Raw genomic sequence first — 26,971 nt, 5'->3', positions numbered from 1 at the left:
ATTCAAAAAGTCGCCCTCCGCTCCGCTAAAGGGCGAGGCTTTAAACCCAATTTTTTGGTAAAATTAAAAATGGTACTTGACTATCAACGCTAAAACCTTATGACCCACCGTCGTTATCACATTACTACCTTTGGATGCCAAATGAACAAAGCCGACTCGGAGCGGATGGCTGGCATTCTAGACGATATCGGCTTTGAATCCGTGGAAGACCCTTATCAAGCAGATTTAATTCTCTACAATACCTGTACCATTCGTGATAACGCCGAGCAAAAAGTCTATTCGTATCTAGGAAGACAAGCCAAACGCAAACAGGAAAACCCAAATTTAACCTTGATTGTGGCTGGATGTGTGGCCCAGCAGGAAGGGGAAGCACTCTTGCGTCGGGTTCCGGAACTCGATTTGGTCATGGGGCCCCAACATGCGAACCGCTTGGGGGATTTGTTGGAGCAAGTCCTAGAAGGGAACCAAGTGGTGGCGACGGAACCGGTTCACATTATGGAAGATATCACTAAACCCCGGCGTGATAGTAAGATTACGGCTTGGGTGAATGTGATTTATGGCTGTAATGAACGCTGTTCCTATTGCGTGGTTCCGGGAGTGAGAGGAGTGGAACAATCTCGGACTCCCCAGGCTATTCGGGAAGAAATGGAACAGTTGGGCCAACAGGGATATCAGGAAGTGACTCTATTGGGTCAGAATATTGACGCTTATGGTCGCGATTTGCCCGGAATCACCCTCGAAGGCCGACGGGAGAATACATTTACAGATTTGCTCTATTTTGTCCATGATGTGGAAGGGATTGAGCGTCTTCGGTTTGCTACCAGTCACCCCCGCTATTTTACGGAGCGGTTAATTCGTGCTTGTGCAGAATTGCCGAAGGTCTGTAAGCATTTTCACATTCCCTTTCAGTCTGGGGATAATGATGTTCTCAAGGCAATGCGGCGCGGGTATACCCATCAGCGCTATCGGCGTATTATTAATAAGATTCGCGACTATATGCCGGATGCGTCGATTAGTGCGGATGCCATTGTGGGATTTCCAGGAGAAACAGAGGAGCAATTTGAGCATACCCTAGAGTTGGTTGATGATATTGCTTTCGACCAATTAAATACAGCAGCCTATTCTCCCAGACCGGGTACGGAGGCAGCAGTATGGGAAGATCAGTTAAGCGAAGAAGTGAAGAGCGATCGCCTACAACGACTGAATCATCTAGTTGCCATTAAAGCACAGGAGCGATCGCAGCGCTATCTCGGCCGCATGGAAACCGTCCTAGTTGAAGACCAAAATCCCAAGGATCAAACCCAAGTCATGGGACGCACCGATGGCAACCGTTTAACGTTCTTTCCCGGAGATATTGACCAACTCAAAGGTCAATTGGTACAGGTGAAAATTACAGAAACTCGCGCCTTTAGTTTAACTGGAGAGCAGATGATACCGGTGGGCACTGGTCATACCATTTCTGTTTAATAATCCATCCTTGATAGGCAAGGGACTATCGAGGGATAATCTTAGGAGGGGAATAATCCATTTTCCCCCTAATCTTTTATTATGCGCCCACTGCTTCTTTGGCAGCGTACATCACTTCAATCGTAATTTGATCTAAACCGCGATCGCGGGCAAATTTCTCCGTATTCCGTTTCACCTTACCGCGCACAAAGCCCGGAACCTTGTTCAGTTCAGCTTTTGCCTCTTTTGTCCAGTTGAGATCGGAATCGGCAGAAATCCCCTTGTGAATCACTTCTTTCGTATCATGACCGCCAAAGATTTCCAGCAAGTGGTCTTCCATCCCCAGCGTAAAGGAATTGTAGACCAAATCGGCAATTTGATTCGTTCCTTCATAGCCCATAAACGGTTTATAGCCAATGGGGAAATTTTGAATATGAATCGGAGCCGCAATAACGCCACAGGGAATATTTAAGCGTTTACCCACATGCCGCTCCATCTGTGTGCCAAAAATAGCCGCAGGTTCCACCCGCGCGATCGCATCCCCAATCTCCCCATTATCCTCGCTGATAATCACTTCATCACAATATTCACTCACCTGTTCCCGGAACCAATCTTGGTCATATTTGCAATAGGTTCCCGCCCAAACCACATGCACGCCCATTTCCCGTGCTAAAATTTTGGTCATCGCCGCAGCATGGGTATTATCGCCAAAGACGACCACTTTTTTACCGGTTAAATTCTGACAGTCGATGGAGCGAGAAAACCAAGCCGCTTGGGAAACATACAGGGTCTGATGTTCAATAAACTCTTCATAGTCCACATCAGCCCCTTGCTCGTTCAGAATTTGCTGGATTTTACGGATACAGCGAGCCGTTTCCACGACTCCCATGGGCGTAATATCCACATAAGGCATTCCAAACTCAGATTGCAGATACTCAGCCGTCATTAACCCCACTTCCCGATAGGGGGCTAAATTAAACCAAGCGCGAGTTAGATTCTTGAGGTTATGAACCGATGCACCTTCAGGAATTACTTCATTAACTTCAATTCCCAAGTCGGCCATCAAGCGCTTTAACTCCGTACAATCATGTTGGTTATGGAACCCAAGAGTCGTTAGCCCCAGGATATTCACTGAAGGCTTCTCCGTTTTGCCTTCCGGCAGCGTTCCCTGTTTTTTGGCTTTGTTGAGGTAAAATTGGACAACCTGCTGGAGAGTGCGATCGCTCGCTTGCAACTCATTTACCCGATAATGGTTCACATCCGCCAGCATCACATCCGCTTGTGCATCTAGCGTGGCGCGCTCTACAAAGTTCTCTAAATCTTCTTGCAGAATGCTAGAGGTGCAAGTCGGAGTCAGAACAATCAAGTCTGGGCGCTCTTCCTTATCCTTACGAACAATATTATTAACCACTTTTTCCTGAGAGCCTCTGGCCAACACATGGCGATCGACTACACTAGCTGTGACTGGAGTATAGTCCCGCTCTCGCTCTAACATTGATCGCATCACGTTAAAATAGTCATCGCCAAGGGGAGCGTGCATAATGGCATGGACATTCTTAAACGAACTGGCAATACGAAGGGTGCCAATATGAGCCGGGCCAGCATACATCCAGTAAGCAAGCTTCATAGGTTATCTCCGTTGGGGTAGGATTTCGACTAAGATTAAGCGTAAAACTGAAGCGGTTAGGTTTAACGCTAATGCAATAATTCTTCAAGAACAATCGTAATTCTTGAATCTTCATTAAATCAGAGAACTTCAATAAGTAATTGTCGCTATTTCTTCACAAAACTTTATCTTGTCCCCTTCTCAATAAAGTTCGTACCATTGTATCTCGAAAGATATAGCACTTTGCGCTAGGGAATAGGGAATAGGATTGTGGTACATGGCTTTAGGGATTGAATAGCGTACTCCATAACAGCACCAAGTGCTGTATAGCAAGCCTAAACCCGCTTTAGAGTCAATCAAACGGTGTAATCAGTATTATAGGGGTCAACAGCCGTTGACCCCTACAGGTACAAGATATTAGTTTTGAATTGACTGCACTTGTTCTACACTCAAATTAAGTGCTTCAGCCACTTGCTCTGCACTCAGTCCCATCGCTAATAAACGAGAAATCGCTCCCTGTTGAGCTTGTTCAGCTTGCTCGGCGCGAGACTCCGCTTCTTGCGCGCGTTCTCGCTCAGTTTGAGCAACCGATTCAGCTTCCTGGGCGCGAGACTCCGCTTCCTGAGCACGTTCCCGCTCAGTTTGGGCAACTGATTCGGCTTGCTCGGCGCGAGAATTTGCTTGTTCAGTCCGCATCTGTTCTAGGGCACTTTGTTCCCATCCCGTCAGTAACAAATTCCCTTCACTATCCCACCATCTCAACCAGAGTTGGTGCTGATTCTGATAGTTTCCTTGCCATAAGCCCAACTCTACTCCCAATCGCTCAATCGGATAATGTCCTCTCTCATTCGGACTCATGCGCTCGTAAGAGCCACGAATAAGGTTATACACCTCTAATTCTCCCGTTTGAATCACATAAATCCCATAATAGGGAATCCGGATAATATTCTCATACACCCAAAATTTTCCCGGTCGTTTTTTCTCCTCTAAATTCTGTTGGGATAAAGCCGTTGTGTCTCTTTCCTCGTTCCCATTACCACTGGCTAATTCCAGAGCAATAAGTGGGGCGATTAATTCCCGCCAGAGGACATAAGAACGACGATATTCTCCATCGATATCTGGAGGGACATTGGGCACATAAAACCAATCTGGCGCTTCTGCACCATCTTGGGGCGGTTGCGTTTCTCGCCAATAAATGCCACTATCTTGACCGATCGCATATTGCCCATCTGGATGTTGCTGTTCTAAAATCGGCCCAATAGAGTCAGTCAGTAGAATACTCTGGGGATGCTCCTGAAAGTTTTTCACAAATGTACCATCCTCCTCTGGCAGTTGCGTATGGTCCGGGAAAGGAGGCGGTAAGATAATTTTTTCCGTACTTTGAGTCATGAAACAATCTTCCTTTGCACTTCGGCTGGGTCGCTTCTCTTTATTCTAGGCCGTAGGCTTCTTGAGAAAACTTTAATTTTCAAAAATCGCCCAGAAAGATGTTGCGTCGAAAATCTCTTTCTAACTCGCTCTGTGCATTCTCAGGTTCAACGGTTGTTGCACTCTACAAGTACAGAATTAATGATTAATCATTTCTGTGTCCTGGATCAATTGGCCTTGAAAGACAAAATCGTCATGATTGTTGCTACTCAAAACCACAGTCACTTCATGATTGCCGGGGGGGAGTTCCTTTAGATAGTACCACGATCCGTAAATTCGGGTTATTTTTTCTCCATTAATGAATAAATGGGCGTGACCTACTCCGGGTTGGTGAGGTTGATTAACATGATGGGGAGCAAATTGGAAATTCTCCACTTGAATTTCTAGATTCCAACCCGCTTTTGGATCTGGATGAACAATTAAATTTACCTGGGGAATGGGTTGTCCTGGAGTGATTTCGATCCGTCCATGGGAATGACCTCCTTGATGGTGATGTTCATCCTCTGATCGATGATGATGTTCACCCTCTGAACCTTGAGCGAAAGATTGAGTAATCCCAATTGTAAATATAGATAAAGCGGCGGTTAGAGATACTCCCTGAAACAGTAGATTTCGGTTCATCTGGACGATCAAAAAAACAACATAAACTTGATAGCGTTCGGATTATACCATATACAACGATTCTCTCTTCTGTGGCATACCGCTTCAAGCCTTAGACCTTAACTCCTACAAGCTCTAGGTTAGAAAAATGGGTGAATTCTCCATCACGGAGTTGGGAAATCCCCCACGATCCAGTTCGGAAAATGTCTGACTCATTTGCCCACAAGAGGGGAAACCAGTCTACCCTAAAAGTATGGGTTAATGCCTATTCAACCCGAACCTAATTCAATTGACAGAACTCACTTGTCCTGATTCTTAAGGAATATTCAAATCATGCAATTGCCACTTATCCACCCCAAACTCGAAAAGCCTCTCCCTTGGCTGTTGGGACTGGTGGCTGTTTCGGTAGTTAGCGCAACTGGGATTGTCTATCTCAGCACTGGTCGTTCTACGACTCAAGCGGAGGCGATCGCCTCCTTAACCATTCCTGCTGAAGCAGCTACGCTCACCATTCGCATTAATGCCAGTGGTGTAGTGCAACCGATTCGGCGCGTTAATGTCAGTCCCAAAGTGCAAGGGAGATTAGCCGAACTCTATGTGGAACAAGGCGATCGCGTGGAACAAGGACAACCCATCGCCCGCATGGAAAGAGCGGAACTCGAAGCCCAACTGCGGCAAGCTCAAGCGAGATTAACCCGCACCCAAGCAGAACTCGATAAGGCGATCGCTGGAAACCGTTCGGAAGATATTGCTGAAGCTCAAGCCAGACTCAGACGCACCCAAGCCACGTTAGCGGAACTGCAAGCAGGGAGCCGTTCGGAAGACATTGCCGAAGCTCAAGCCTCCCTCAACCGTGCCCAAGCTCTAGTCGCTGAAGCCGAATCTCGTTTAGACTTAGCTCAAGAACGAGCAGACCGAAATCAACGCCTTGCTGATGAGGGAGCCATTTCTAGGGATGAACTGGATCAACGACTGGACGATCGCCGTCGCGCCCAAGCTTATCTAGAACAAACCCAAGCCGGGGCGATCGAAGCCCAGCGCCGTCTGGAGCGCCTGCAAAATGGTTCTAGAGTTGAAGACATTGCTGAAGCCAAAGCCACCGTCGCCGAATCCCAAGCTGCCCTAGACCGCCTAATCAATGGTACTCGCCCTGAAGATATTGCCCAAGCCCAGGCACAACTGGCTGAAGGAAAAGCCAATCTGCAATACTATCAAGTACAACTTGAAGATACGGAAGTTAAAGCACCATTTTCTGGGTTAATTGTGCAGAAATATGCCGAACCGGGAGCCTTTGTTACTCCAGTCACCGCAGCATCTTCAGCGGACTCAGCGACCTCAACCTCTATTGTTGCTTTAGCTCAAGGGTTGGAAGTTTTAGCCAAAGTACCAGAAGCTGACATTAGTCAAATCTACCCCAATCAAAAAGTAGAAATTATTGCCGATGCCTATCCCGATCGCACCTTTGAAGGTCGCGTTCATCTGATTGCCCCGGAAGCTATTAAAGAACGGGATGTCACCCTATTTCAAGTGCGCGTAGAAATTGAAACGGGATTAGAGTTGCTCCAGTCGGGGATGAATGTGGATTTATCTTTTGTCGGCGATGAACTCACCAATGCCTTAGTCGTTCCCACCGTGGCTATTATTACGAATCAGGGAGAAACTGGGGTGTTAGTACCTGGGGATGGCGATCTTCCCCAATTTCAACCCGTAACTATTGGCCCCTTGTTAGGCAATCAGATCCAAATTTTAGAGGGTATTGAACCCGGTCAACCCGTGTTTGTGGAATTACCCGATGGCAAAACCCTGAATGAAATTATTAATCGAGAGATCAAGTAGAGATTATGGATATCCTAGAGAGCATCAAAATTGCGGGTAAAACCCTCCTCGGGAATAAAATGCGAAGCACCCTAACCATGCTGGGCATTATTATTGGTAACTCGTCTGTTATTGCCATGATTGGCATTGGTGAAGGAACCCAAAACTATGTCACCAACCAAGTCGGTTCTTTAGGCCCCAATGTTTTATTTGTCATACCTGGAAATCCCAATGCTCAGAGACAGAGTATTGTAGCGCCGCAAACCTTAGTCCTAGAGGATGCGGAGGCGATCGCCGAACAAGTCCCCTCAGTCGAAGCAGTTGCTCCCAGGTTAAGCGTGAGGGAAACGATTAGTTACCAAGGAAATAATGTGGCCATTTCCATTACCGGAACGACCCCAGAATTCCTTACGGTACGCAGCTTAGAGATAGCCAACGGTCGCTTTTTGAATGAATTAGATATCAAGCGTCGAGAAACGGTGGTTGCCATTGGCTCAGAGTTAGCGACCAGCTTATTTGGAAATCGCAATCCAGTTGGAGAAACCATACGCTTAAAATCGATTAGTTTTCGCATTATTGGCGTGATGCAACCCAAGGGTTCATCCTTTGGCGATAACATGGATATGGCAGCCTATATTCCCCTCTCAACCCTGACGAACCGCATTAGCGGGAATACTTCCCCCTATGGGACGCAGGTGGGTTCAATTTCTATTTCCATTGAGACCGAAGATCGCATGAATGCGGCCAAGTTCCAGATTGAAAACTTGCTCAGGTTCCGGCATAACATTACCGATGAAGATGATTTTACGGTGCGCTCCCAGAAGGAATTAATGAATATTTTAGGCAGTATTACCGGAGCTTTAACTATCCTACTGGCGGCAATTTCTGGTATCTCCTTGCTGGTGGGTGGCATTGGCATTATGAATATTATGCTGGTGTCTGTGACCGAACGAACTCAAGAAATCGGGTTAAGAAAGGCGATTGGAGCATCAGAGCAAGATATTTTAATTCAGTTTATGATCGAAGCTATTATTTTATCGGTTATGGGCGGATTAATTGGCACGGGATTGGGGATTAGTGGCATTTGGGTCATTAGTAGCTTAACTGCTTTAGACGCAGAAGTTTCCCTACTTGCTATTGCCACAGCCGTGGGTGTTTCCGGAACCATTGGCTTGTTTTTTGGTGTGTTTCCCGCCCGACAAGCGGCTAAACTTGATCCTATTGTTGCCTTGCGTAGTGCTTAAATAGAGAAAATAAAATCCATGAATCAGGAATTAGAAAAAAAAGATATTATTCGCTTAGAACAGATCTCAAAAGTCTATAAAATGGGCGATGTGGAAGTTCAGGCGATCGCTGATGTGAGTTTGACGATTAAATCGGGGGAATATTGCTCGATTATGGGGCCTTCCGGCTCTGGAAAATCCACCGCCATGAATATTATTGGCTGTTTAGACCGTCCCACTACAGGACACTATTATCTAGATGGTACAGATGTGGCTCAGTTGCCCAAACAGGAACTAGCTAGCATTCGCAATCAAAAACTGGGGTTTGTATTTCAGCAATTTCATTTATTAGCCCAATTAACAGCCCTAGAAAATGTGATGTTGCCCATGGTTTATGCTGGAATTAAAGGGCGCGAACGTCAAGAACGAGCAGCAGAAGCCTTAAAGCAAGTGGGTTTAGAAAATCGGATGAAAAATAAACCCAATCAACTCTCTGGGGGACAACAGCAACGGGTGGCGATCGCTAGAGCTATTGTCAATCGTCCCGTTGTCTTGCTTGCAGACGAACCAACGGGTGCATTAGACACTAAAACGACTGAAGAAGTGATGAATATTTTTACCCAACTTAACCGCAATGGCATGACGGTTGTGATGGTTACCCACGAACCGGATGTGGCTCGACTCACCAACCGCGTTATTTGGTTTAGGGATGGTGAAGTGGTTCAGTCTAATTTTAATTTAGAAGAGCTGCACGCAAACATTTAAGCCTTTGATCGGTTAACTGGAATTGTTTGAGAACAGAACTGAGGCTAAAGTTACTGTACGGCATAAAAGAAGCCCTATAAGATAAATTAAAACCCGCCTCTAGTCCTTGTTGAGAACGATCGCGGCGGGTTCAGAGATACTCAGATACAACGTCTAGGGTGCACAGTTCAATTAGCCCAAAGCATAGGCTGATTGTAGTCCCCACCAAATTAAAAGGGCAATCCCACCTAACACAACAATAGACGAGAGGGCGATCGCCGCAGGGCTATCAGCTCCTTTGAATTTCATGATGCCGCGATTTAAGTCAGACATGACGATTAGCCTCCATCAGAACAAGGGTAAACGGTTTAACAAACTGACCCAGCCCTAGGGTAACGGTTCCTAGCTTGAGTGTCCATCACCCAATAGGGCGATCGAGTAGGATAGAAAAAGTCAAATCAGGCAGAGACTCCGAATTCATGGGCCAGATTAAAATTCTATTATTGATTGGCGCGATCGCTCTAGGCCTTTTTACTTTCTTAGAAGTTGCCCTACGCGCTCTCTTCGGTTTGGGGAAACCCTTAATTTACAAAGTCGATCCAGAGATTGGCTATTTACTCGCTCCTTCCCAAACTACGCGCCGGTTTGGAAATCGGATTACCATTAATCAATATTCGATGCGCAGTCCTGAGATTAGCAAGCAACCAGAACCGGGTACTCAACGGATATTACTGCTGGGAGATTCCATCGCCAATGGCGGATGGTGGACAGATCAAGAGCAAATTCTCTCGAACCTGATTGGTAATAAACTCAAGGAAGAGAACGGGAAACCGGTGGAAGTGCTGAATATTTCTGCCAATTCCTGGTGTCCGCGCAATGAGATTGCCTATTTACGGCAATATGGAACATTTGGGGCAGAAGCGATTATTCTGTTAATTAATACTGACGATCTATTTGGCACTGCACCGACTTCCATCCCCGTAGGGCGCGATCGCTTTTATCCTAATCAATATCCTCCCCTCGGTATCGTCGAAGCCTTTACCCGCTTCGTTTTGCCCTATGAGTCTCCCTCAGAAATGGCACAAGTTCGAGCCGAAAAAGGCGATCGCGTGGGCTTTAATTTACAAGCCATTCAGGACATTCACAGCTACGCCCAAGAAAATCAGGCCCAAGTCCTTCTAGCCATGACTCCCCTCAAGCGCGAACTCGGAGAACCCGGTCCCAGAGACTATGAATGGAAAGCCAGAAAGCGGCTGTTGGCGCTCACAGAAGAGCTACAAATCCCTTATGTTGACTTTTTACCTATTTTTAACGCTCAAGAGAACCTAGATAGCCTTTATCGAGACCACATCCACCTCAATTACCTTAGCAACCAATTAGTTACACAAAGCCTATCGGATCGATTAAAAAGTATGGGGGTAATGGGTAATATCAAGTCTGCTTAATCAACCCTAATTAAGAAGAGAGCAAATCATCCGTAGTGGACTGTTTCACCTAAAATAGGGCTTTGTTTGTAGTAAGCACGAAGAGTGCTTAAAAGCCTAGCTAGAGATTGCTCAAGCCCTCACTACAAACAAAATCTATTGCACCATTTTAGATGAAACGATCCCGTAGGGTGCGTTAGTGGAAGCCTAACGTACCGAGCAATCTAGCAGTAACTTTGCAGTAACATAGACGTGGAGATAGAAGCCGGGTTTCTTAGAACATCGCGGGGGCAAGCCATATGACGATAACTTGGGAAGAATTTATCAAAGAGATCTCTGGCAAGCGTGGGTTATCTCCCGATCAAGAAAAGACTTTACTGGCACGACTTCCAAGCGAAGATCAATGTTTAGCTGAGGAAATAGTTGCTGATGAGCTAAACATTACTCTGAAAACAGTTAAGAAGAGAATGAGTAAAGTTCATAAGAAATTCAAAGATATCTTGGACGATTATGATTGTTTCATCTCTTCAAGTTTAAAGAAAACTATCGTATTGCATGATTTTCTGAAAAAAGAATATCGTCAAAGATGCAGTTCTGTCATTCCAGATCGTTCCACCATTCCGTATTCAGACGAATTTGAAGGACTGATTCAAGAGAAAATTAAAGATTTTTGCGGTCGTGAATTTGTGTTTCAGGAATTCGATCGGTTTATTCAAGATAATCCTGAAGGATATTTCACCGTCGTTGGGAATCAAGGTATGGGAAAAACAGCCCTGGCAGCCAAGTTAGTCTCCGAGCGTCAATATCCCCATTATTTTAATATTTTAAATGACAACAGAAACACTCCAGAATCCTTTCGGAAAAGTATGACAAAGGATTTGATTGAGCGTTATAAACTGATCGATGCATGGGGATACGATTTACAAGGATTGCTAGAAGAAAAAGTCAGGCAAAAACTGCACCCAGGAGAGAAACTCATTTTAGTTATTGATGCCTTGGATGAAGTTAATCAAGAACTAGGTAACAACCTTTTATCTTTACCCATGAGGCTACCAAAGCAGGTTTATATTTTCTTGACTAGGGGACCCTATAATCGAAAAACTAAGCGATTGAATATTGATCCTAGTGTTCCCTATTTTGAGTTGGACTTGAGGGAAGAGGAGTATATGCAGCTCAGTGAGAGGGATATTAAAGCCTATATTCATTTATGGTTGCAAGACCCACAGTATCAGGAGGGTTTGCAGCATTGGATAGAGGAGCGTAACCTTACAACAGAAGATTTTGTGGTGCAGATAGCAGAGAAAAGTGAAAATAATTTTATGTATCTGCACTATCTGTTACCAGCTCTTGCCAACGGCCAATATAAAGATTTGCAGTTAGCCCAGTTACCCAATGGCTTAGAGGACTATTATCAAACCCATTGGGTGTGGATGGGGATGGAGTCGGAAGTAAAGCAGTTGATGGCGATTATTCTCTTTATTTTGAAGGAAGTGGGGACTCCCATTTCCAGTGAAATGATTGCCGAAATTGCCGAGCAAGATCGGGCAGAAGTGGACAGGGTTTTGAGCTGTTGGATGGAATATTTAAAGATGGCTCATCTAGATGGGGAATGTTGCTATCGTATCGATCGTGCCAGTTTCTTGAATTTTTTGCAGAAGAAGACAGCGTTAAAACAAAATCGCCAGCTTTTTCAGGATGTGAATCGACGCATTATTGATTACCTGGAAGAGGGAACTGTACCACAAATGACGATCACCGAGAAACTGGCCGCCAAATCCCCTTCGTTTCAACGGGGGTATCTGGGGAGGCTGCCCTATCGATATGCCAAGACTGAGCAGTGGGAAAAGTATCGCCAACTGCTAACCAACTTTGAGTTTATCGAAGCGAAGATTAACCATCCAGAATTTGGAGTGCAGGCGCTGATTGAGGATTATGACTTAATCGATGCAGAGGCAGAAAACGCCAAAGTGCTGAAATTGGTGCAAGGAGCGCTGCGGCTGTCTGCCCATGCGTTGCAGGAGGATCGCAGCCAACTGGTGGGGCAACTCCTGGGACGGATGCTGGGATTCAAGCATCCAGAGATTCAACAGTTGCTGGCCCAGGCTAACCAGAGTCAAATCCCTGGTCTGCGTCCCTTGACTCCTAGTTTAAAGCCTCCAGGGGGAGCGCTCGTCTGCATCTTGGAAGGTCATAGCGACTCGGTTTATGCTGTAGCACTAACTCCGGATGGGCAGCAAGCAATTTCAGGTTCAGAAGACAAGACTCTGAAAGTGTGGAATCTAAAGACTAGGGAGTTAGAGCAGACTCTCACAGGTCATCAAGGCTCAGTTATTGCTGTAGCTGTAACCCCGGATGGGGAGCAGGCGATTTCAGGTTCAGATGACAAGACTCTGAAAGTATGGAACCTAAAGACAGGCAAGTTAGAGCAGACTCTCACAGGTCATCAAGGCTGGGTTAGTGCTGTAGCCGTAACTCTAGATGGGGAACGAGCGATTTCTGGTTCAGGGTGCACCATAAAGGTATGGAATCTGAAGACGGGGGAGTTAGAGCAGACCCTTACAGGTCATCAAGACTCGGTTATTGCTGTAGCTGTAACTCCGGATGGGCAGCGAGTAATCTCCGGTTCAGCAGACGAAACCCTAAAAGTGTGGAATCTGAAGACGGGGGAGCTAGAGCAGACTTTCACCGGCTATAACCACTGGGTTAGTTCCGTAGCTGTAACTCCAGATGGGAAGCAAGCAGTCTCAGGTTCATTTAACAAAACTGTGAAAGTGTGGAATTTGCACACCGGGGAGCTAGAGCATACCTTCTGCGACCATTGGGAATGGGTTAGAGCTGTAGCTGTAACTGAGGATGGGGAACGAGCGATCGCCGCTTCACACTTAGAGACTCTGGAAGTGTGGAATCTGAAGACGGGAGAGTTAGAGTTACAACACACTCTTTGGAGTCTTAGATCTCCAGTTGAAGACATCGCGATCGCCCCAGATGGGAAGTGGGTTATTTCCGCCTCAAGAGACCATACCCTAAAAGTGTGGCATCTGTATCCTGGAGAGTTAGAGCAGGCTTTCCCCAGGTCTAGACGCTCGGTTTATGCGATCGCCATAACCCCGGATGGGAAGTCGGTAATTTCCGCATCAGGACACGACGAAATCCTAAAAGTCTGGCATCTGCAAACTGGGGGGTTAGAGAAGACTTTCACAGGTGATAGCAACCGGGTTGATACCGTAGCCATAAGTCCGGATGAGGCGAGAGCAATTTTTGTTTCAGATGACGAGATTCTGAAAGTATGGAATCTATATACAGGGGAGTTAGAGCATACTCTCACAGGTCATAGCGACTGGGTTAATGCTGTCACCATAACGCCGGATGGGAAGCGAGCGATTTCTGCTTCAGAGGACAAGACCTTGAAAGTATGGAATCTGTATACAGGGGAGTTAGAGCATACTCTCACCGATCATAGCGACTCGGTTATGGCTGTAGCCATAACTCCGGATGGGGCACGAGCAATTTCTAGTTCAGGGGACAGAACCGTAAAAGTATGGAATCTACACGCTGGAGAGTTAGAGAGAACCTTCTATGGTCATCGCGCTCCAGTTGGAGCGATCGCCGTCACTCCCGATGGAAAGCGGGTCATTTCTGGTTCATTCGACTACACCGTGAAAGTATGGAATCTGCACACTGGGGAATTAGAACATACTTTCTCCGGTCATAGAGCTTGGGTGAGTACCGTAGCAGTCAGCCCAAATGGCGAACGGGTCATTTCTGCTTCAGATGACGAGACTTTGAAAGTGTGGAATCTGCACACTGGGCAATTAGAGCATACCTTCTCTGTTTATATCGACTGGATGCATGTTGTCGAACTCAGTCCTAGTGAAGAGCTGGTCATTTCTGTTTCACATTCACACGGGACTTCCCTGAAAATCTGGGATTTGCAGACGGGAGATGCGATCGCCCGTTTTTGGGGAGATGGTTCTATTGCTTGCTACGCCATATCCCCCGATCTCCAGATGCTTGCTGTTGGAGAACACTCTGGCGAGGTACATTTCCTGCGCCTGGTGGGACTGCTGCAGCCATAGGCAAAACTATACAGCGCTTCTGTCACTTTCCGGTTTTTCCTATTATTAGAAATTTCTGGAGCCAAGGTACAATGGATGATATAGAGTTTTGCGATCGCATTTTGGCCGATTTCACACTCTCAATAATTTCTACTCAGAAAAAACGGCGCGATCGCTTGCCTTGTCTACACTCTACGATTCCGAAAAGCTAAAGCTTTTCGGAGAGTGACAGAAGAGGGATAAAAATTAAAAATGGTTTAGGGTATTGCCCACCCTACCAATTGACTATATTCATTAATTTTGTAGGGGCGGGTTATACCCAAATTTAGGAAAAAAACGATCGATTTCCTAAACCCGCCCTCACTCAACCGATAACCCACGCGATATAATATCAAATCCTTAAATGGTTGCTACAAATGCGTACTGTAGAGACATAGTGAGGGAGGGCGGGTTTACTTGCAATAGTTGTCAGTCTACAAGATTTGGGTATAACCCGCCCCTACTTTAATCATTATGGAATTAGAAGCCGGGCTTCTTCAACAAACCTGGCTTCTCAGCGATCTAAACGGTAACAATAGAAGAATTCAGAGCATGGGAAGATGGGGACTCTAAACTATGCCAAGATTGACCATCTAGCGCCATATGCTCAATCGAACTGGCTAACCGCAAGGCTCTCAGTGCTTGCTCACCGCCTACCGAGGGTTGATCTCCACCGCGTACACAGGTGACAAAATGTTCTAATTCAGCATGAAGGGGTTCAATATTGCTGGTATACACCTTTTCAATTAAGCCATCCTGACGATAGAGAACCTGCCCATATTCGGTGCGATAGTTGGCTGTAGTTTGGCGATGGATCAAAATTTCATTATTGAGAAAATCAGCTTCTGTGAGTGAATTCTTGCAATGGGCGGCGATGCGGCGAATTTTGCAATGAGTGACTTTACTGGCGGTTAGAGTCGCAATAATGCCATTCTCAAAGCCCAAAGTTGCGGTTACATAATCTAAATATCCAGAATCTGAGGCTCTATTCCCACTTGCGGTGAGCTTTTTGACGGGGGCAGACGCTAATTCTAAGAGTAAATCGATATCATGGATCATCAAGTCCAAAACCACCGACACATCATTGGCGCGGTTAGAATAGGGACTCATGCGATGAGCTTCTAAGGCAAGAATTTCTTCGGTTTTCAGGACTTTGCTCAGTTCCTGGAAAGCGGGGTTAAAGCGTTCAATATGTCCGACTTGGAGAATACAGTTACATTCTGCGGCTAGATTGACTAGATTTTCGGCTTCCTCGATACTGGCAGCGATGGGTTTTTCAATCAGGACATGGACTCCTGCTTCTAAACAGGCTGTTCCTACTTCATGGTGAAGACGGGTGGGAACAGCAATACAGACAGCATCGATATGGGGCAAAAGGTCGTGATAATTCTCGAAGAATCGTACTCGGTATTTTCCGGCTGTATCTAATCCCCGTTCGATGTCAACGTCAGATATGCCAATCAGGTGTACGTCTTTGAGCAAACTTAAAACACGAGTATGATGTTGACCCATATGGCCGACACCAATGACTCCAATGCGGATAGGCTTAAGGGAATTATGGGGTTCTTTGACCTCTGCCCTCACATCTTCGTTTCCCGATGACATGGTCTATTACACTCCTGTCTACTCCACCACTGACGGCGATCGCAGTTTTTGGTTAGCTCGATCGAACCACTCAGATAGTAACATAGCTCCTGAACTCTGAAGAGGAGTTACAGAAACTTGTCTGTACTCTTCTTCAGAAGGGGATCGGCAGGAGAGTTTAGATATAAGCTTCGATATCTTCACCACACTCGTCGGCGAGAAAGCACAGACAACGGAAGCGTAGATTCATGAGTTCATCGTATAGGGGATTGAGCTTGCACATGGGGGGAATGCGGATGATGGTGCGTCCAAACAGTTTGATATCTCGGGCAAAGGGACATTGAGCGGGGATAAGCTTGACAATCAATCTAGCGATTTCTGGACGCTTGATCTCTAAGGAGTTTAACCGTTGACGAATCGGATAGAACAGATCCCAGTGTATGGGAGAGCTGAACGTGATGTGACTGATTTTGATTAACATAAATCCTCACTCCTTGGGGTGAGATAGATCGATTTTTTGGGGTTAGAAGGCGGTAGTTTCCCCCTTTTTTCGGTCATCCAACTAGAAGATTTCAGAGTTGGTTTTAGAGGTTTTGATGGCTTCTAGTTGTGGATAGTTCCTTCTGGATCAAAAAAATTAAGGGGGAACTATTGAGGAGTTTAATTGGAGGTTAACGAAATTGGGTTTTGATGAGGACAATTGTTCACTTGTCACATGAATCGGGTGCTGGAATAGGTTGCTCATGGGTGAGGCTACTCCGATCAAAAACTACCTTCTCTAAGCTTTAATCTTAAATTGAGGGAGCAGAACGATAATGTCACAATTATTTAATGATTGCAATATTAGGTCATGTTTGGTAACTTTTCTTTGAGGAAAACTCGTCTGTAGAATAAATCGCCAACAACAAGATAAAATGGATGCTTTCGGTGTAGATTTGTCTCTAAAAAACAGGGGGATCAAGAAAGTTAAGCATAGGGAGGTGTTGAGAGTAAATTCAACTGTTCATCAGGAACTAATTTAGGAGCGATCGATCGGTGGGTTTAACCCCACGGAAACTAGAACAGCGGAAAGACCCATTAGAGTGATTACAATTAGATGAAGATATTTGGCGATCGCCTGCACCCATGAATCCGATTTACTGGCTCACTGAGATTCAAGATCAACACCGCTCATCCGTGGGCGATCGCATCTGGGATTTAAGCCAACTCCTGCGGCAGGGTTATCCCGTATTACCGGGTGTGGCAATCCCGAATGAGATCAGACAACAATTTTTACAGTCCTTGCACCCATCTCATCCTCTGTTGACTCAACAAATGAGCGTAAAGGTTTCCCGATCTGCCCAGAAAACGCCCACCAATCTCATGAATGAAGACTGGGAGATTCAATTACACCAAATGACTCAAGGGATTCGGGAGCAAATCCTCAGTAGTCCTCTGGATTGGCCAGAGTATGGTAAGGTGCTGGAGGCGATCGCCACTTGGGATGGGGATTTTGTTCTCTGTCGTCCCTCTCTCAGCTTACCCAAACCGCTAACCCCTGATCGCCAAAACAGCTTTTCTCGCTTGTGGAGAACTTGGGCAAGTCCCAAAGATTCTGACGCTTTAGCCCATACGATTAAACAAATTTGGGCCGAAGTATTTCGCAATAAGTACTTGCTCTACTGGCAATATCAAGGCATTGCCTTAAATCAGATTAGGATGGGTATTCTCATTCAACCCCTACAGAATGAACCCATGAGTGGGGCGATTTCCACTCAAGATCGGGAAGCGATCATTGAAGCGACGTGGGGACTGGGATATCTCGTGAGTGAACCTCAAGTCAGTGGCGATCGCTATCACATTCACCTTCAGCCTTACCAACTTAAAGAGCAACAGTTGGGTAACAAACGTATTGCTCACCAACTCTGTGGTGAATTGTCCACCTTATCCCTGCATACTCCCCTATTAAACACCAAGGACTGCCTCCTCTGTGCCTATACTCTTGATTCCTCCTTGGTGGATCAACCCTGTTTAGGAGAAGCGCAAATCCAATGTTTAGGCGATCGCACCCTCGCCCTAAAACAACAGTGGTACGATCGCTTCAGCCTCAAGTGGATCGGCAATCCTGACTTAAATTGGTGGATTACAGACGTTATCCCGCTAAATGACAAAACAAACTCTTCAGGTTCTTACCAGGGCGTAGGGGCCGCACCAGGGGTCGCTATGGCTCCAGTTGTGGTCTTACCGGAGAAACTCGAACCGATGACCTTAACTCCAGGACAAATTATTGTTAAACGGGCGATCGCCCCCCAAGAAACCTGGATCTTAAGCGGGGCAGCAGGTTTGATTACAGAAACAGGTGGAATGACTAGCCATGGAGCGATCGTGGCTCGGGAGTTAGGCATTCCTGCCCTCGTGGGAGTTGAACAAGCCACCTGCCACTTCATAACTGGAGATCAGATTAAAATTAATGGTGAAACGGGAGAAATTATTACCGGGGCGAACCCTGATTCACCTAACCGGATTGAACTTCAGGATGAAAGCAAACCAATAACGGTAGGGGCGAAAACTGTTTCGCCCCTACACGCAACCCAGCTTTGGATTAATCTCTCTCAACCCCCTTCTGGGGATCTTTCCGGCTTAGACGTGGATGGAGTGGGATTATTGCGATCGGAATTATGGGCAGCTAAACTCTTTCCAGGTCTTCAATGGTGGAAAGATGGCGATCGCTTCATGTCCGAATGGTTGAACAATCTACAAAAGTTAGCCCGGAGTTTTTACCCTCGTCCTATTTATTATCGTTCCTTTGACTCCTTTGAGCCTTCTCCTATACGAGGAACCTTAGCCTGTGATGTAAATGATTCTAGATCCACCCTATTGGATTGGGAGTTAACGGTGCTAGAAAACTTGCATCGCCAAGGTTATCAGAATATTCATTTAATGTTGCCCTTTGTGCGGACAGTGGAGGAAGTGGTTGCCATCCGTAGGCGGCTAGATCAACGGCAATTATCCCAGATGGAATTATGGATTATGGTGGAGGTTCCTGGAGTATTGTTGCAAATTTCAGAGTATATCAAGCTGGGGATTGATGGCTTAAGTGTGGGAACCAATGATTTGATTCCCTTGTTATTGGGTTTGGAGCGCCAGCAGTGGGAACAACATCGACAGAGTTTGAATGCTCTCCATCCAGTTGTGTTAAGCGCTTTGGAGCAGTGTATTACCCAAGCACGGACTGGGGGAATTAAAAGTAGTATTTGTGGTCAAGCTGTGGTGAACTATCCCCAGTTGATTAACCCTTTAGTGCGCTGGGGAGTTACATCGATTTCTGTAGAAATGCCTGCTGTAGAGCGAGTGCAACGGGAGATTGCTCGTGTAGAGCAGGAGTTGATTTTGGAAGCAGTGCGGAAAGAGCAGATGAAAGCGTAAGTAAAAGTTAAAAATTAAAAATGAGAGGGGGTTTTCCTTTTTAATGGTGGGGAAGAGTGGGGAGTAATGGTTATGAAATTTGTCGATGAATATCGGGATGCTCAATTGGCGCAACGGATGGCAGCGGCGATCGCCGAAATTACGACCCAACCTTGGACAATTATGGAGATTTGTGGCGGTCAAACCCACTCGATTATTAAGTATGGCATCGATCAATTGTTGCCAGAAGAGATTACTCTGATTCACGGGCCGGGATGTCCGGTTTGTGTGACTCCAGTGACGCTTATCGATCGGGCGATCGCGATCGCCTCCCATCCCCAAGTCATTCTCTGTTCCTTTGGCGACATGCTCCGAGTTCCCGGAACCGACCAAGACCTACTGAGCGTAAAAGCCGCAGGTGCAGATGTACGGATTGTTTATTCTCCCCTAGATTGTCTCAAAATTGCCCAAGCTAATCCAGAATCTGAAGTCGTCTTTTTCGGGGTCGGCTTTGAAACCACCGCCCCCGCAACTGCCATGGCAGTGTATCAAGCCAAACAACAACAAATTCACAACTTTTCCCTCCTCGCCTCCCATGTCCGCGTTCCTCCAGCCATGGAAGCCATTCTCTCATCCCCCCAATCTCAAGTACAGGGATTTCTCGCAGCCGGTCATGTTTGCACAGTAATGGGATATACTGAGTATGAACCCTTAGTGGAAAAATACCAGATTCCCATCGTCGTCACGGGGTTTGAACCCGTAGACATTTTTCAGGGATTGTATCGCTGCATCCAACAGTTAGAAAGGAAAACAGAAGCGGTTGCCCTTGATAATCAATATAGCCGTTCCGTCCGTCGCAAGGGCAATCAACCCGCCAAAAATCTGATTGATCGAGTCTTTGAAGTTGTCTCTCGCACCTGGCGCGGCATTGGGGAAATCCCCGACAGTGGCTTAGGACTGCGGGCAGAATATTGTCCTTGGGATGCCGAAAAGCGCTTTACCGACTGGCTCGATCCGAATCCCCCGGTACTGACAACCGAATGTATCAGTGGTGAAATCATGCAAGGGGTAAAGAAACCCCATGATTGTCCTGCTTTTGGCACGCGCTGCACCCCAGAACATCCCCTCGGTGCGCCCATGGTTTCCTCCGAAGGCGCTTGTGCTGCCTACTATCGCTATCGAGGGAATGGAATCCCTCATAGAGAATGAAATAAATACAGCGTTTTACCATGTTATGAGGTACAGTAAGAAAAATCCCCCTAAATCCTCCTTAGAAAGCAGGGGGATTGGAGGGATAAATGATGTACTACATAAAGTGCGAAAACTGCTGTAAGTGGGTAGACAATCAATCGTAATGCAGTAATCATATATTCTTAATGGCTATTACCTTTTGCCTATTGCCTTTTGCCTGACTTCTGCAAGAAGTCCAATCCTGATGACAGAGCCTTCAGAAATCTACCAACTAGGTCATCCCCTGCTGCGAACTATAGCTCGACCCATCGCCAACCCAGAAGATACGCGTATTCAAACCTTAATTGAAGACTTAATTGAAACAGCAAAATCCAGTCATGGTGTTGGCATTGCAGCCCCTCAAATTGGACAACCTTACCGTTTACTCATTGTCGCCTCTCGTCCCAATCTGCGCTATCCCAACGCTCCCAAGATGGAACCCACCCCACTGATCAATCCCCAGATTATCAGTCATTCGGATACTCAAATCAAAGGATGGGAAGGATGTTTAAGTGTTCCCGGAATTCGAGGATTAGTGCCTCGATTTACCGAAATTGAAGTTGAATATATCGATCAAAAAGGCAAAAATCAGTGCCAGATATTCACCGATTTTGTAGCTCGAATTATCCAACATGAATTCGATCATTTGGAAGGCAAACTCTTTATTGATCGAGTGGAAAGCACCCAAGAGTTAATGAGTGAATCGGAATATCACCGACAAATTGTTGGCCATCCCATGCCTTCCCATACTTAACGTTTTATTTCTTCACCATGAATCAAGCAACTGCATGGATCGATCGCATTGCCAAAGCTTGCAATACTGAACCATCTGCATCTTTAGGTGATGGTCATATTTCAGTGAAAACGGAACCTTGGGGATTGGGAGGCGGCAGCGCGATCGCTCAACTCTATCTTCCCCTGACTCGTCAACAATGCTGGCAAAAAGTCAGCAACTACTCCCAATGGGTCAATTATTTTCCTGACATTACCTACAGTCAAGTTTTGCCCAAAAGCCAGCACCTCTATCAGAAAGGAATCAAAGACTTTATTCTGCTTCGTGTGGAAGTAGAAATTTATCTCCAAGTCCGGGAAACTTGCAACCAAGCTATAGAATTTGAACTCCTTAAAGGGTCTTTCTCGGAATTTCTAGCCTATCTTCATCTTCAAGATTACCAACAAGGAACCCTCTTAAGCTATGCAGTTCAAGCCACGCCCAATTTCCCTATTCCCGCACCCTTCATTGAACAAGCTTTGAAGCTCGAATTACCAGCTAATATGCGACACATGCGCCAAGTCCTTTGTCCTTAGCCTTTTGCGCTTTGGGTGGGTAATGGGTATTGGTAACAAGTTAAGGCGATAAGCTAGGGGAGGCAAGAGGCAAGAGGCAAAAACCAATGCAAGAAAACCGGGTTTATTGACCAAACGCTAGGGTAATGCTAAAGATTTTGTTAAAATAATAGAAATTCAGAACGCCTTGGAGAATACCAATCGTCATGCCCCAAAGCCAAAAACCCATTGTTATTGCCCCTTCTATCTTGTCCGCCGATTTTAGCCGTCTGGGAGAAGAGATTAAAGCTGTGGATGAAGCCGGTGCAGACTGGATTCATGTGGATGTCATGGATGGCCGGTTTGTTCCCAACATTACCATTGGCCCGTTAATCGTGGATGCTATTCGTCCCGTGACTCAAAAACCTCTGGATGTTCACTTGATGATTGTGGAACCCGAAAAGTATGTTGAGGGCTTTGCGAAAGCGGGTGCGGATATTATTTCGGTTCATGCCGAACATAATGCTTCCCCCCACTTACACCGGACTCTAGGACAAATCAGAGAGTTGGGCAAGCAAGCAGGAGTCGTACTGAATCCTTCTACACCTTTAGAGTTGATTGAGTATGTTCTAGAATTGTGCGATTTGATTCTAATCATGAGTGTTAACCCTGGGTTTGGGGGACAGAGCTTTATTCCCGCAGTGGTTCCCAAAATTCGCAAGTTACGCCAAATGTGTGATGAGCGTGGACTCGATCCTTGGATTGAAGTTGATGGTGGCTTGAAGGTTAATAATACTTGGCAAGTCTTGGAAGCGGGAGCCAATGCTATTGTTGCTGGTTCTGCGGTATTTAAAGCTCCGGACTATGCTGAGGCAATTTCTGGAATTCGCAATAGTAAGCGTCCAGAACGGGAGCTAGTAACTGCTTAAAAGTTATGGGGTGAAAGATTTTTGCTCCTACATAGCAAAACCCAACCCATCTGTTGGGTTTTGCTTTTTTTAACCCAACCTACAGGAAAATTAGGCGATCGCATAGCCAGTAAGCACTCTTCGTGCTTACTACAAACAAAGCCCTATTTTAGATGAAACAATCCAGTAGTAGACTGTTTCATCTAATTTGATGCATTAGATTTCATTCGTAGTGAGGGCTTTAGCCCTCTCCAGCTAGGCTTTTAAGCACTCTTCGTGCTTACTACAAACAAAGCCCTATTTTAGGTGAAACAATCCAGTAGACTGTTTCATCTAATGTGATTCATTAGATTTCCTCCGTTGTTGCGCTTTAGCGCTCCGAACATTTTAGGGCTAAAGCCCTACAACGAATTGCAGCTAATGCACTATTTTAGCTGAAACAGTCCACTCCTTTTTTATGTCATTATTTTTAACTCTTCAAGATTTGATCATCTAGGGAAAAATCTACCTCTAGTTTATCTTTCCCTTGAGCTAGATAATCGGTTTCAAAGGAATCTTTTAGTCCAGACACAAGGTCATATTTCGGTTGCCAATTGAGTTCGTTTTTGGCTTTGTGAATATCGGCGAAGAAATGCTGAACACGCATGGGGAAGGCTTTGCGTTTGCCAAAATCAAATTGTTTGGGGTCATAATGGACAATCTGGATATCTTCTGCTGATTTTCCGGCGGCGATCGCGCAAGCTTGAGCTAATCCATCAAACGTAACATAGCGTTCCCCAGAAATATTGTAAACTTGACCGATCGCCTGGGAATTGCCCAAAACTGCCCTCATCGCTTGCGCTAAATCCCCACAATGTCCCAACTGGGTAATGGCGTTACCTGTACCCGGTATGGGAAGGGGGCGATCGCGCACAATACGGTCAAAAAACCATGCTTCTAAAGGATTATAATTCAACGGGCCGTAAATATACGTGGGGCGAATTGAGGTAAACGGCAGTTGCTTTTCACTGAGATATTTTTCTGTTTCAAACTTTCCTTTATGGCGGCTTTTGGGATCTACCGGATCGCTTTCAATGTGGGGCATTTGCTCGGATTTCAAGTAAACTCCCGCAGAACTCATATAAACAAAATGTTTCACCTTACCCGCGAATAAATCCGCTAGGGGTTGAGTATCGCTGAGTTCCCGACCATTGTTATCGAAAATAGCATCAAATGCTTCACCTGCAAGCTTATCTTGGATTTCGTTGGCATCCGTACGATCGCCATGAATTTCCCTCACCCCTTCCACTGGTGCGGGTTTATTGCCTCGATTAAATAAGACCACTTCATGACCTTGTGCCACTAACAATTTGGTTAAATAAACGCCAATAAACCGCGTGCCACCCATTACCAAAACTCGCATAGCGTTTCCTTGTTTTTACAGATAATTTTTCCAGAGTCTAAGCTCTAGTTTATCATCCCAGTAGTTATTGCCTTTTGCCTTTTACCTATACCATCCATTGCAAACACTTCTGAAGTTCAGCTTGCATGACCTCGACAGGAGCGTGATAGCGACGACCATGGCCGGGTAAAACCCACTCAAAGCAGTAAGCGGTTAATTTTTTCATGGATTGGAGTAATTCATCCCAGGAATACCAACAATGGCGACGGAAGGCAATCAATTGTTGTAAAGAATCTGACCAAGCTAGATGATCGCCGGTAAACAGAAACTGATTTTGGTACAGAAGAACCGTGTGACCTTTGGTGTGACCGGGAACCGGGATAATCAGGAGATCGGGAGCGAGTTCGATCGCCTCTGTCCCCGTTAAGCGTTGTTCAATTCCTTGGGTATCATCAGCGATCTCATCCTCGTGCAACAGCCGATCGCAGCCAAAGTGATCGTGGAATTTCTGATGATCTGCCACATCATCCCGATGGGTTAAATACAGCCAGCGTATTCCTCCCATGGCTTCGATCCGTTTCACCAGGGGAGGGGTAAACCGGGGAGAGTCCACCAGAATATTCCCTTCTGGATGCTCGATGAAATAACTCGCTGCACCGAATGAGGATGCAGAATGATAGCCACAATGATACACATTATCGGCGATGAGCAAGGGAAAAGTATCTTGAGCCGTTTTGATATCTTGCGGTTTCTCTACTGTCCCAATAGAAGCCGTGGGACAAGCGAGCAGAGCTTGTAAGGCTTGTTGGCGATCGCGCCAGCGATGCGGAGCATTATCGCCAGAATTTTCCGGTTGATGGTAAACTGCCGATTGTCCATTATCGTGGTGGAAAACCTGCGGAGCCATCCAACGACAGGTATCACAGTCAATACAAGTGCGATCGACAAAGAAATCTCCAGCTACATTTTCGTCTCGTCGTTTGGTTGCGGTTGCCATAACATTTATAGGGAATAGGGAATAGGGAGTAGGGAATAGAATCGCCCCTGGCTATAACTTTAATCTCGAACAAGCTATCCATGCCGTTTTCCAATACTTGTAAACACTATAATACCCAGCGCTATAAGCTTCTCTGTGGTTTTTGCCAGCTATCTCTATTCTGGCGAAAAATCAGGTTTTCGACCGGCTTCCGATCAACTCTACAAAAAAGGTGGATAATAGTTCTTTGAAGAGTCGATCATCGTCTAGTCGTTCGCTCAACATTCAAACTTATCCCCCTCAATAACGGGAGAACAAACGTTAAGCTAGACCATTGTCCAATGTCATACCCAACTATGCAAACCCTCGATCGCAGTATTCCTCAACAACAACCTGATGCTGATATCCCAGGTGATTCTCCCTTAGAAATCGCCGGTAAAACCTTTAACTCGCGCCTGATGACGGGTACAGGTAAATATCGCTCCTTTACCGAAATGCAACAGAGCATTGTTTCCAGCGGTTGCCAGATTGTCACGGTAGCGGTGCGTCGCGTACAAACGAAAGCACCCGGCCATGAAGGATTAGCCGAAGCCATTGATTGGCAAAAGATTTGGATGTTACCCAATACTGCCGGATGTCAAACCGCAGAAGATGCCGTGCGGGTAGCTCGACTGGGGCGCGAAATGGCAAAATTACTGGGTCAGGAAGATAATAATTTTATCAAGTTAGAAGTGATTCCCGATCCCAAATATTTGCTTCCCGATCCCATCGGCACTTTGGAAGCGGCCGAGCAATTGGTCAAAGAAGGATTCGCGGTTTTACCCTATATTAATGCCGATCCCTTGCTGGCCAAGCGTCTCGAAGAAGTCGGTTGTGTCACCGTGATGCCTTTGGGGTCTCCGATTGGTTCCGGACAAGGGATTAAAAATGGGGCTAATATTGGCATTATTATCGAGAATTCTAAGATACCCGTTGTTGTCGATGCGGGTATTGGTACGCCTTCAGAAGCAGCAACAGCAATGGAAATGGGAGCAGATGCTTTATTGATTAACACGGCGATCGCCCAATCCCAAAATCCTGCCGCCATGGCCAGTGCTTTCCGCTTGGCTACTGAAGCTGGACGCATCGCTGCCGTTTCGGGTAGAATTCCCGTCAAAGCCTATGCCAGTGCCAGCTCTCCCCTAACCGGTACAATCAATTAAACCGGAATTGTCCTCACTGCATCCCCTGGCTTGACTCCAGGGGCTTGAGTTACTCGTTAAAAAGTCTTAAAAATGGGAACTATGGTGTGAAAAACGGTTGACCCATTTACTCATTACTCTTCTGCCGCGCGAAGCAATATGTTATCGCAGAGAAAGGGGGAGTTAGGAGATCTTCTATTGGCTATTGCCTATTCCTTTCCCATTCCCCTGACCTTCAACCACCCAGCTCCAGAGGGGATGACTTTTTCCCTGTTGATGAATGCGATAGACTTTACGCTCTAGGCCTTTGCGATAAGGGAGCGCAAAGCCTACGAGAATATTGCGACTTTGCCAGACTAAAACAGCAGTTGTTAAACCAATACTACTGGAAAAGCCGATCGCCGCTAGGGGGTGGAAATAGAAACTATAGTACAATCCAGACCAGGTAAAATGCTCAAACAGGAGTGATAGGGGCGATCGCATTATCCACAGACTCGGAAGTCCCAAAACCAGCCACCATAACATCACTACCAACCAGCGTCCCCCAACCAGCAATTGATGATAACGCATCACTTGCGCCTGAAACTGGGGATCGAGATCAATCTGGGAATCAGGGGAAACCAAGTTAATTCCAAATGAGAAATTACGTCTGATTTAGATTATACATCGCTTCGCACGATA

The 26,971-nt window shown here is 46.0% G+C and carries 21 protein-coding genes; 12 read left to right on the top strand and 9 right to left on the bottom strand.

What is annotated here, in order from left to right:
- Positions 1-99: 99 nt before the first annotated feature.
- Positions 100-1,467 (top strand): tRNA (N6-isopentenyl adenosine(37)-C2)-methylthiotransferase MiaB, encoded by a 1,368-nt coding sequence (gene miaB / locus J7529_RS02150; RefSeq protein WP_318727631.1) that lies wholly within the window; start codon positions 100-102, stop codon positions 1,465-1,467.
- 79 nt (positions 1,468-1,546) lie between these two features.
- On the opposite strand, the gene bchB is transcribed toward miaB, so the two are convergent.
- From bchB to J7529_RS02135, 3 genes are all read right to left on the bottom strand, one after another.
- Positions 1,547-3,073, bottom strand: coding sequence for a ferredoxin:protochlorophyllide reductase (ATP-dependent) subunit B (bchB, locus tag J7529_RS02145; RefSeq protein WP_271943157.1), 1,527 nt, complete (start codon positions 3,071-3,073; stop codon positions 1,547-1,549).
- A 396-nt stretch (positions 3,074-3,469) separates the two neighbouring features.
- On the bottom strand, positions 3,470-4,441 hold the full coding sequence (locus J7529_RS02140) for a Uma2 family endonuclease (RefSeq protein ID WP_318727630.1): 972 nt from the start codon (positions 4,439-4,441) through the stop codon (positions 3,470-3,472).
- 177 nt (positions 4,442-4,618) lie between these two features.
- The gene (locus J7529_RS02135; protein ID WP_318727629.1) at positions 4,619-5,101 is read right to left on the bottom strand and encodes a hypothetical protein; all 483 of its coding nucleotides are present in this window, start codon (positions 5,099-5,101) and stop codon (positions 4,619-4,621) included.
- Positions 5,102-5,413: 312 nt separating this feature from the next.
- Between J7529_RS02135 and J7529_RS02130 the strand changes: the two genes are divergently transcribed.
- The 3 genes from J7529_RS02130 to J7529_RS02120 are packed head-to-tail and all read left to right on the top strand — an operon-like array spanning position 5,414 to position 8,883.
- The gene (locus J7529_RS02130) at positions 5,414-6,916 is read left to right on the top strand and encodes an efflux RND transporter periplasmic adaptor subunit (protein ID WP_318727628.1); all 1,503 of its coding nucleotides are present in this window, start codon (positions 5,414-5,416) and stop codon (positions 6,914-6,916) included.
- Between the two features lie 5 nt (positions 6,917-6,921).
- Complete coding sequence (locus J7529_RS02125; RefSeq protein WP_271943169.1) at positions 6,922-8,139, top strand: ABC transporter permease; 1,218 nt, start codon at positions 6,922-6,924, stop codon at positions 8,137-8,139.
- Between the two features lie 18 nt (positions 8,140-8,157).
- Complete coding sequence (locus J7529_RS02120; protein ID WP_271943172.1) at positions 8,158-8,883, top strand: ABC transporter ATP-binding protein; 726 nt, start codon at positions 8,158-8,160, stop codon at positions 8,881-8,883.
- Between the two features lie 171 nt (positions 8,884-9,054).
- Here the strand turns inward: J7529_RS02120 and J7529_RS02115 are convergent, their stop codons facing one another.
- Positions 9,055-9,195: a hypothetical protein gene (locus J7529_RS02115; protein WP_271943175.1), complete on the bottom strand. Its 141-nt coding sequence runs from the start codon at positions 9,193-9,195 to the stop codon at positions 9,055-9,057.
- 146 nt (positions 9,196-9,341) lie between these two features.
- On the opposite strand from J7529_RS02115, the gene J7529_RS02110 reads away from it, so the two are divergent.
- Together J7529_RS02110 and J7529_RS02105 are read left to right on the top strand one after the other, a co-directional pair.
- A complete protein-coding gene (locus J7529_RS02110) occupies positions 9,342-10,307 on the top strand; it encodes an SGNH/GDSL hydrolase family protein (RefSeq protein ID WP_318727627.1) in 966 nt (321 codons plus the stop codon).
- A gap of 278 nt (positions 10,308-10,585) precedes the next feature.
- Positions 10,586-14,362 (top strand): AAA family ATPase, encoded by a 3,777-nt coding sequence (locus J7529_RS02105; RefSeq protein WP_318727626.1) that lies wholly within the window; start codon positions 10,586-10,588, stop codon positions 14,360-14,362.
- Between the two features lie 540 nt (positions 14,363-14,902).
- Here the strand turns inward: J7529_RS02105 and J7529_RS02100 are convergent.
- Together J7529_RS02100 and J7529_RS02095 are read right to left on the bottom strand one after the other, a co-directional pair.
- Entirely contained in the window at positions 14,903-15,985 is a 1,083-nt protein-coding gene (locus J7529_RS02100) for a Gfo/Idh/MocA family oxidoreductase (RefSeq protein ID WP_318727625.1), read from the bottom strand.
- Between the two features lie 157 nt (positions 15,986-16,142).
- Entirely contained in the window at positions 16,143-16,445 is a 303-nt protein-coding gene (locus J7529_RS02095) for a Mo-dependent nitrogenase C-terminal domain-containing protein (protein WP_318727624.1), read from the bottom strand.
- 644 nt (positions 16,446-17,089) lie between these two features.
- Between J7529_RS02095 and J7529_RS02090 the strand changes: the two genes are divergently transcribed.
- The 5 genes from J7529_RS02090 to rpe all read left to right on the top strand — a co-directional run bounded on the left by J7529_RS02090 (position 17,090) and on the right by rpe (position 22,773).
- The gene (locus J7529_RS02090) at positions 17,090-19,369 is read left to right on the top strand and encodes a putative PEP-binding protein (RefSeq protein WP_318727623.1); all 2,280 of its coding nucleotides are present in this window, start codon (positions 17,090-17,092) and stop codon (positions 19,367-19,369) included.
- A gap of 72 nt (positions 19,370-19,441) precedes the next feature.
- On the top strand, positions 19,442-20,557 hold the full coding sequence (gene hypD, locus J7529_RS02085) for a hydrogenase formation protein HypD (RefSeq protein WP_318727622.1): 1,116 nt from the start codon (positions 19,442-19,444) through the stop codon (positions 20,555-20,557).
- A gap of 226 nt (positions 20,558-20,783) precedes the next feature.
- On the top strand, positions 20,784-21,332 hold the full coding sequence (gene def, locus J7529_RS02080) for a peptide deformylase (RefSeq protein WP_318727621.1): 549 nt from the start codon (positions 20,784-20,786) through the stop codon (positions 21,330-21,332).
- A 17-nt stretch (positions 21,333-21,349) separates the two neighbouring features.
- Entirely contained in the window at positions 21,350-21,886 is a 537-nt protein-coding gene (locus J7529_RS02075; RefSeq protein ID WP_271939128.1) for an SRPBCC family protein, read from the top strand.
- A gap of 185 nt (positions 21,887-22,071) precedes the next feature.
- Entirely contained in the window at positions 22,072-22,773 is a 702-nt protein-coding gene (rpe, locus tag J7529_RS02070; protein WP_271939130.1) for a ribulose-phosphate 3-epimerase, read from the top strand.
- A gap of 448 nt (positions 22,774-23,221) precedes the next feature.
- Here the strand turns inward: rpe and J7529_RS02065 are convergent, their stop codons facing one another.
- Positions 23,222-24,154, bottom strand: a complete 933-nt coding sequence (locus J7529_RS02065; RefSeq protein WP_318727620.1) for an NAD-dependent epimerase/dehydratase family protein — start codon at positions 24,152-24,154, stop codon at positions 23,222-23,224.
- Between the two features lie 85 nt (positions 24,155-24,239).
- Positions 24,240-25,130 carry an MBL fold metallo-hydrolase gene (locus tag J7529_RS02060; RefSeq protein WP_318727619.1) on the bottom strand — a complete coding sequence of 297 codons (891 nt, stop codon included), beginning with the start codon at positions 25,128-25,130 and terminating at the stop codon, positions 24,240-24,242.
- A gap of 335 nt (positions 25,131-25,465) precedes the next feature.
- On the opposite strand from J7529_RS02060, the gene J7529_RS02055 reads away from it, so the two are divergent.
- Complete coding sequence (locus tag J7529_RS02055; RefSeq protein ID WP_271939196.1) at positions 25,466-26,311, top strand: thiazole synthase; 846 nt, start codon at positions 25,466-25,468, stop codon at positions 26,309-26,311.
- A gap of 174 nt (positions 26,312-26,485) precedes the next feature.
- On the opposite strand, the gene J7529_RS02050 is transcribed toward J7529_RS02055, so the two are convergent.
- Complete coding sequence (locus tag J7529_RS02050; protein ID WP_318727618.1) at positions 26,486-26,914, bottom strand: hypothetical protein; 429 nt, start codon at positions 26,912-26,914, stop codon at positions 26,486-26,488.
- Between the last annotated feature and the right edge of the window lie 57 nt (positions 26,915-26,971).

Source organism: Roseofilum sp. Guam (genome assembly GCF_017746735.1).
Lineage (GTDB): Bacteria > Cyanobacteriota > Cyanobacteriia > Cyanobacteriales > Desertifilaceae > Roseofilum > Roseofilum reptotaenium.
The sequence above is the reverse complement of the archived record's forward strand: the minus strand, read 5'-3'. Positions and strand labels throughout refer to the sequence as shown.

Excerpts from the sequence above, each read along its gene's own strand:
- miaB (WP_318727631.1), top strand. The coding sequence starts at position 100 with ATGACCCACCGTCGTTATCACATTACTACCTTTGGATGCCAAATGAAC.
- bchB (WP_271943157.1), bottom strand. The coding sequence starts at position 3,073 with ATGAAGCTTGCTTACTGGATGTATGCTGGCCCGGCTCATATTGGCACC.
- J7529_RS02140 (WP_318727630.1), bottom strand. The coding sequence starts at position 4,441 with ATGACTCAAAGTACGGAAAAAATTATCTTACCGCCTCCTTTCCCGGAC.
- J7529_RS02135 (WP_318727629.1), bottom strand. The coding sequence starts at position 5,101 with ATGAACCGAAATCTACTGTTTCAGGGAGTATCTCTAACCGCCGCTTTA.
- J7529_RS02130 (WP_318727628.1), top strand. The coding sequence starts at position 5,414 with ATGCAATTGCCACTTATCCACCCCAAACTCGAAAAGCCTCTCCCTTGG.
- J7529_RS02125 (WP_271943169.1), top strand. The coding sequence starts at position 6,922 with ATGGATATCCTAGAGAGCATCAAAATTGCGGGTAAAACCCTCCTCGGG.
- J7529_RS02120 (WP_271943172.1), top strand. The coding sequence starts at position 8,158 with ATGAATCAGGAATTAGAAAAAAAAGATATTATTCGCTTAGAACAGATC.
- J7529_RS02115 (WP_271943175.1), bottom strand. The coding sequence starts at position 9,195 with ATGTCTGACTTAAATCGCGGCATCATGAAATTCAAAGGAGCTGATAGC.
- J7529_RS02110 (WP_318727627.1), top strand. The coding sequence starts at position 9,342 with ATGGGCCAGATTAAAATTCTATTATTGATTGGCGCGATCGCTCTAGGC.
- J7529_RS02105 (WP_318727626.1), top strand. The coding sequence starts at position 10,586 with ATGACGATAACTTGGGAAGAATTTATCAAAGAGATCTCTGGCAAGCGT.
- J7529_RS02100 (WP_318727625.1), bottom strand. The coding sequence starts at position 15,985 with ATGTCATCGGGAAACGAAGATGTGAGGGCAGAGGTCAAAGAACCCCAT.
- J7529_RS02095 (WP_318727624.1), bottom strand. The coding sequence starts at position 16,445 with ATGTTAATCAAAATCAGTCACATCACGTTCAGCTCTCCCATACACTGG.
- J7529_RS02090 (WP_318727623.1), top strand. The coding sequence starts at position 17,090 with ATGAATCCGATTTACTGGCTCACTGAGATTCAAGATCAACACCGCTCA.
- hypD (WP_318727622.1), top strand. The coding sequence starts at position 19,442 with ATGAAATTTGTCGATGAATATCGGGATGCTCAATTGGCGCAACGGATG.
- def (WP_318727621.1), top strand. The coding sequence starts at position 20,784 with ATGACAGAGCCTTCAGAAATCTACCAACTAGGTCATCCCCTGCTGCGA.
- J7529_RS02075 (WP_271939128.1), top strand. The coding sequence starts at position 21,350 with ATGAATCAAGCAACTGCATGGATCGATCGCATTGCCAAAGCTTGCAAT.
- rpe (WP_271939130.1), top strand. The coding sequence starts at position 22,072 with ATGCCCCAAAGCCAAAAACCCATTGTTATTGCCCCTTCTATCTTGTCC.
- J7529_RS02065 (WP_318727620.1), bottom strand. The coding sequence starts at position 24,154 with ATGCGAGTTTTGGTAATGGGTGGCACGCGGTTTATTGGCGTTTATTTA.
- J7529_RS02060 (WP_318727619.1), bottom strand. The coding sequence starts at position 25,130 with ATGGCAACCGCAACCAAACGACGAGACGAAAATGTAGCTGGAGATTTC.
- J7529_RS02055 (WP_271939196.1), top strand. The coding sequence starts at position 25,466 with ATGCAAACCCTCGATCGCAGTATTCCTCAACAACAACCTGATGCTGAT.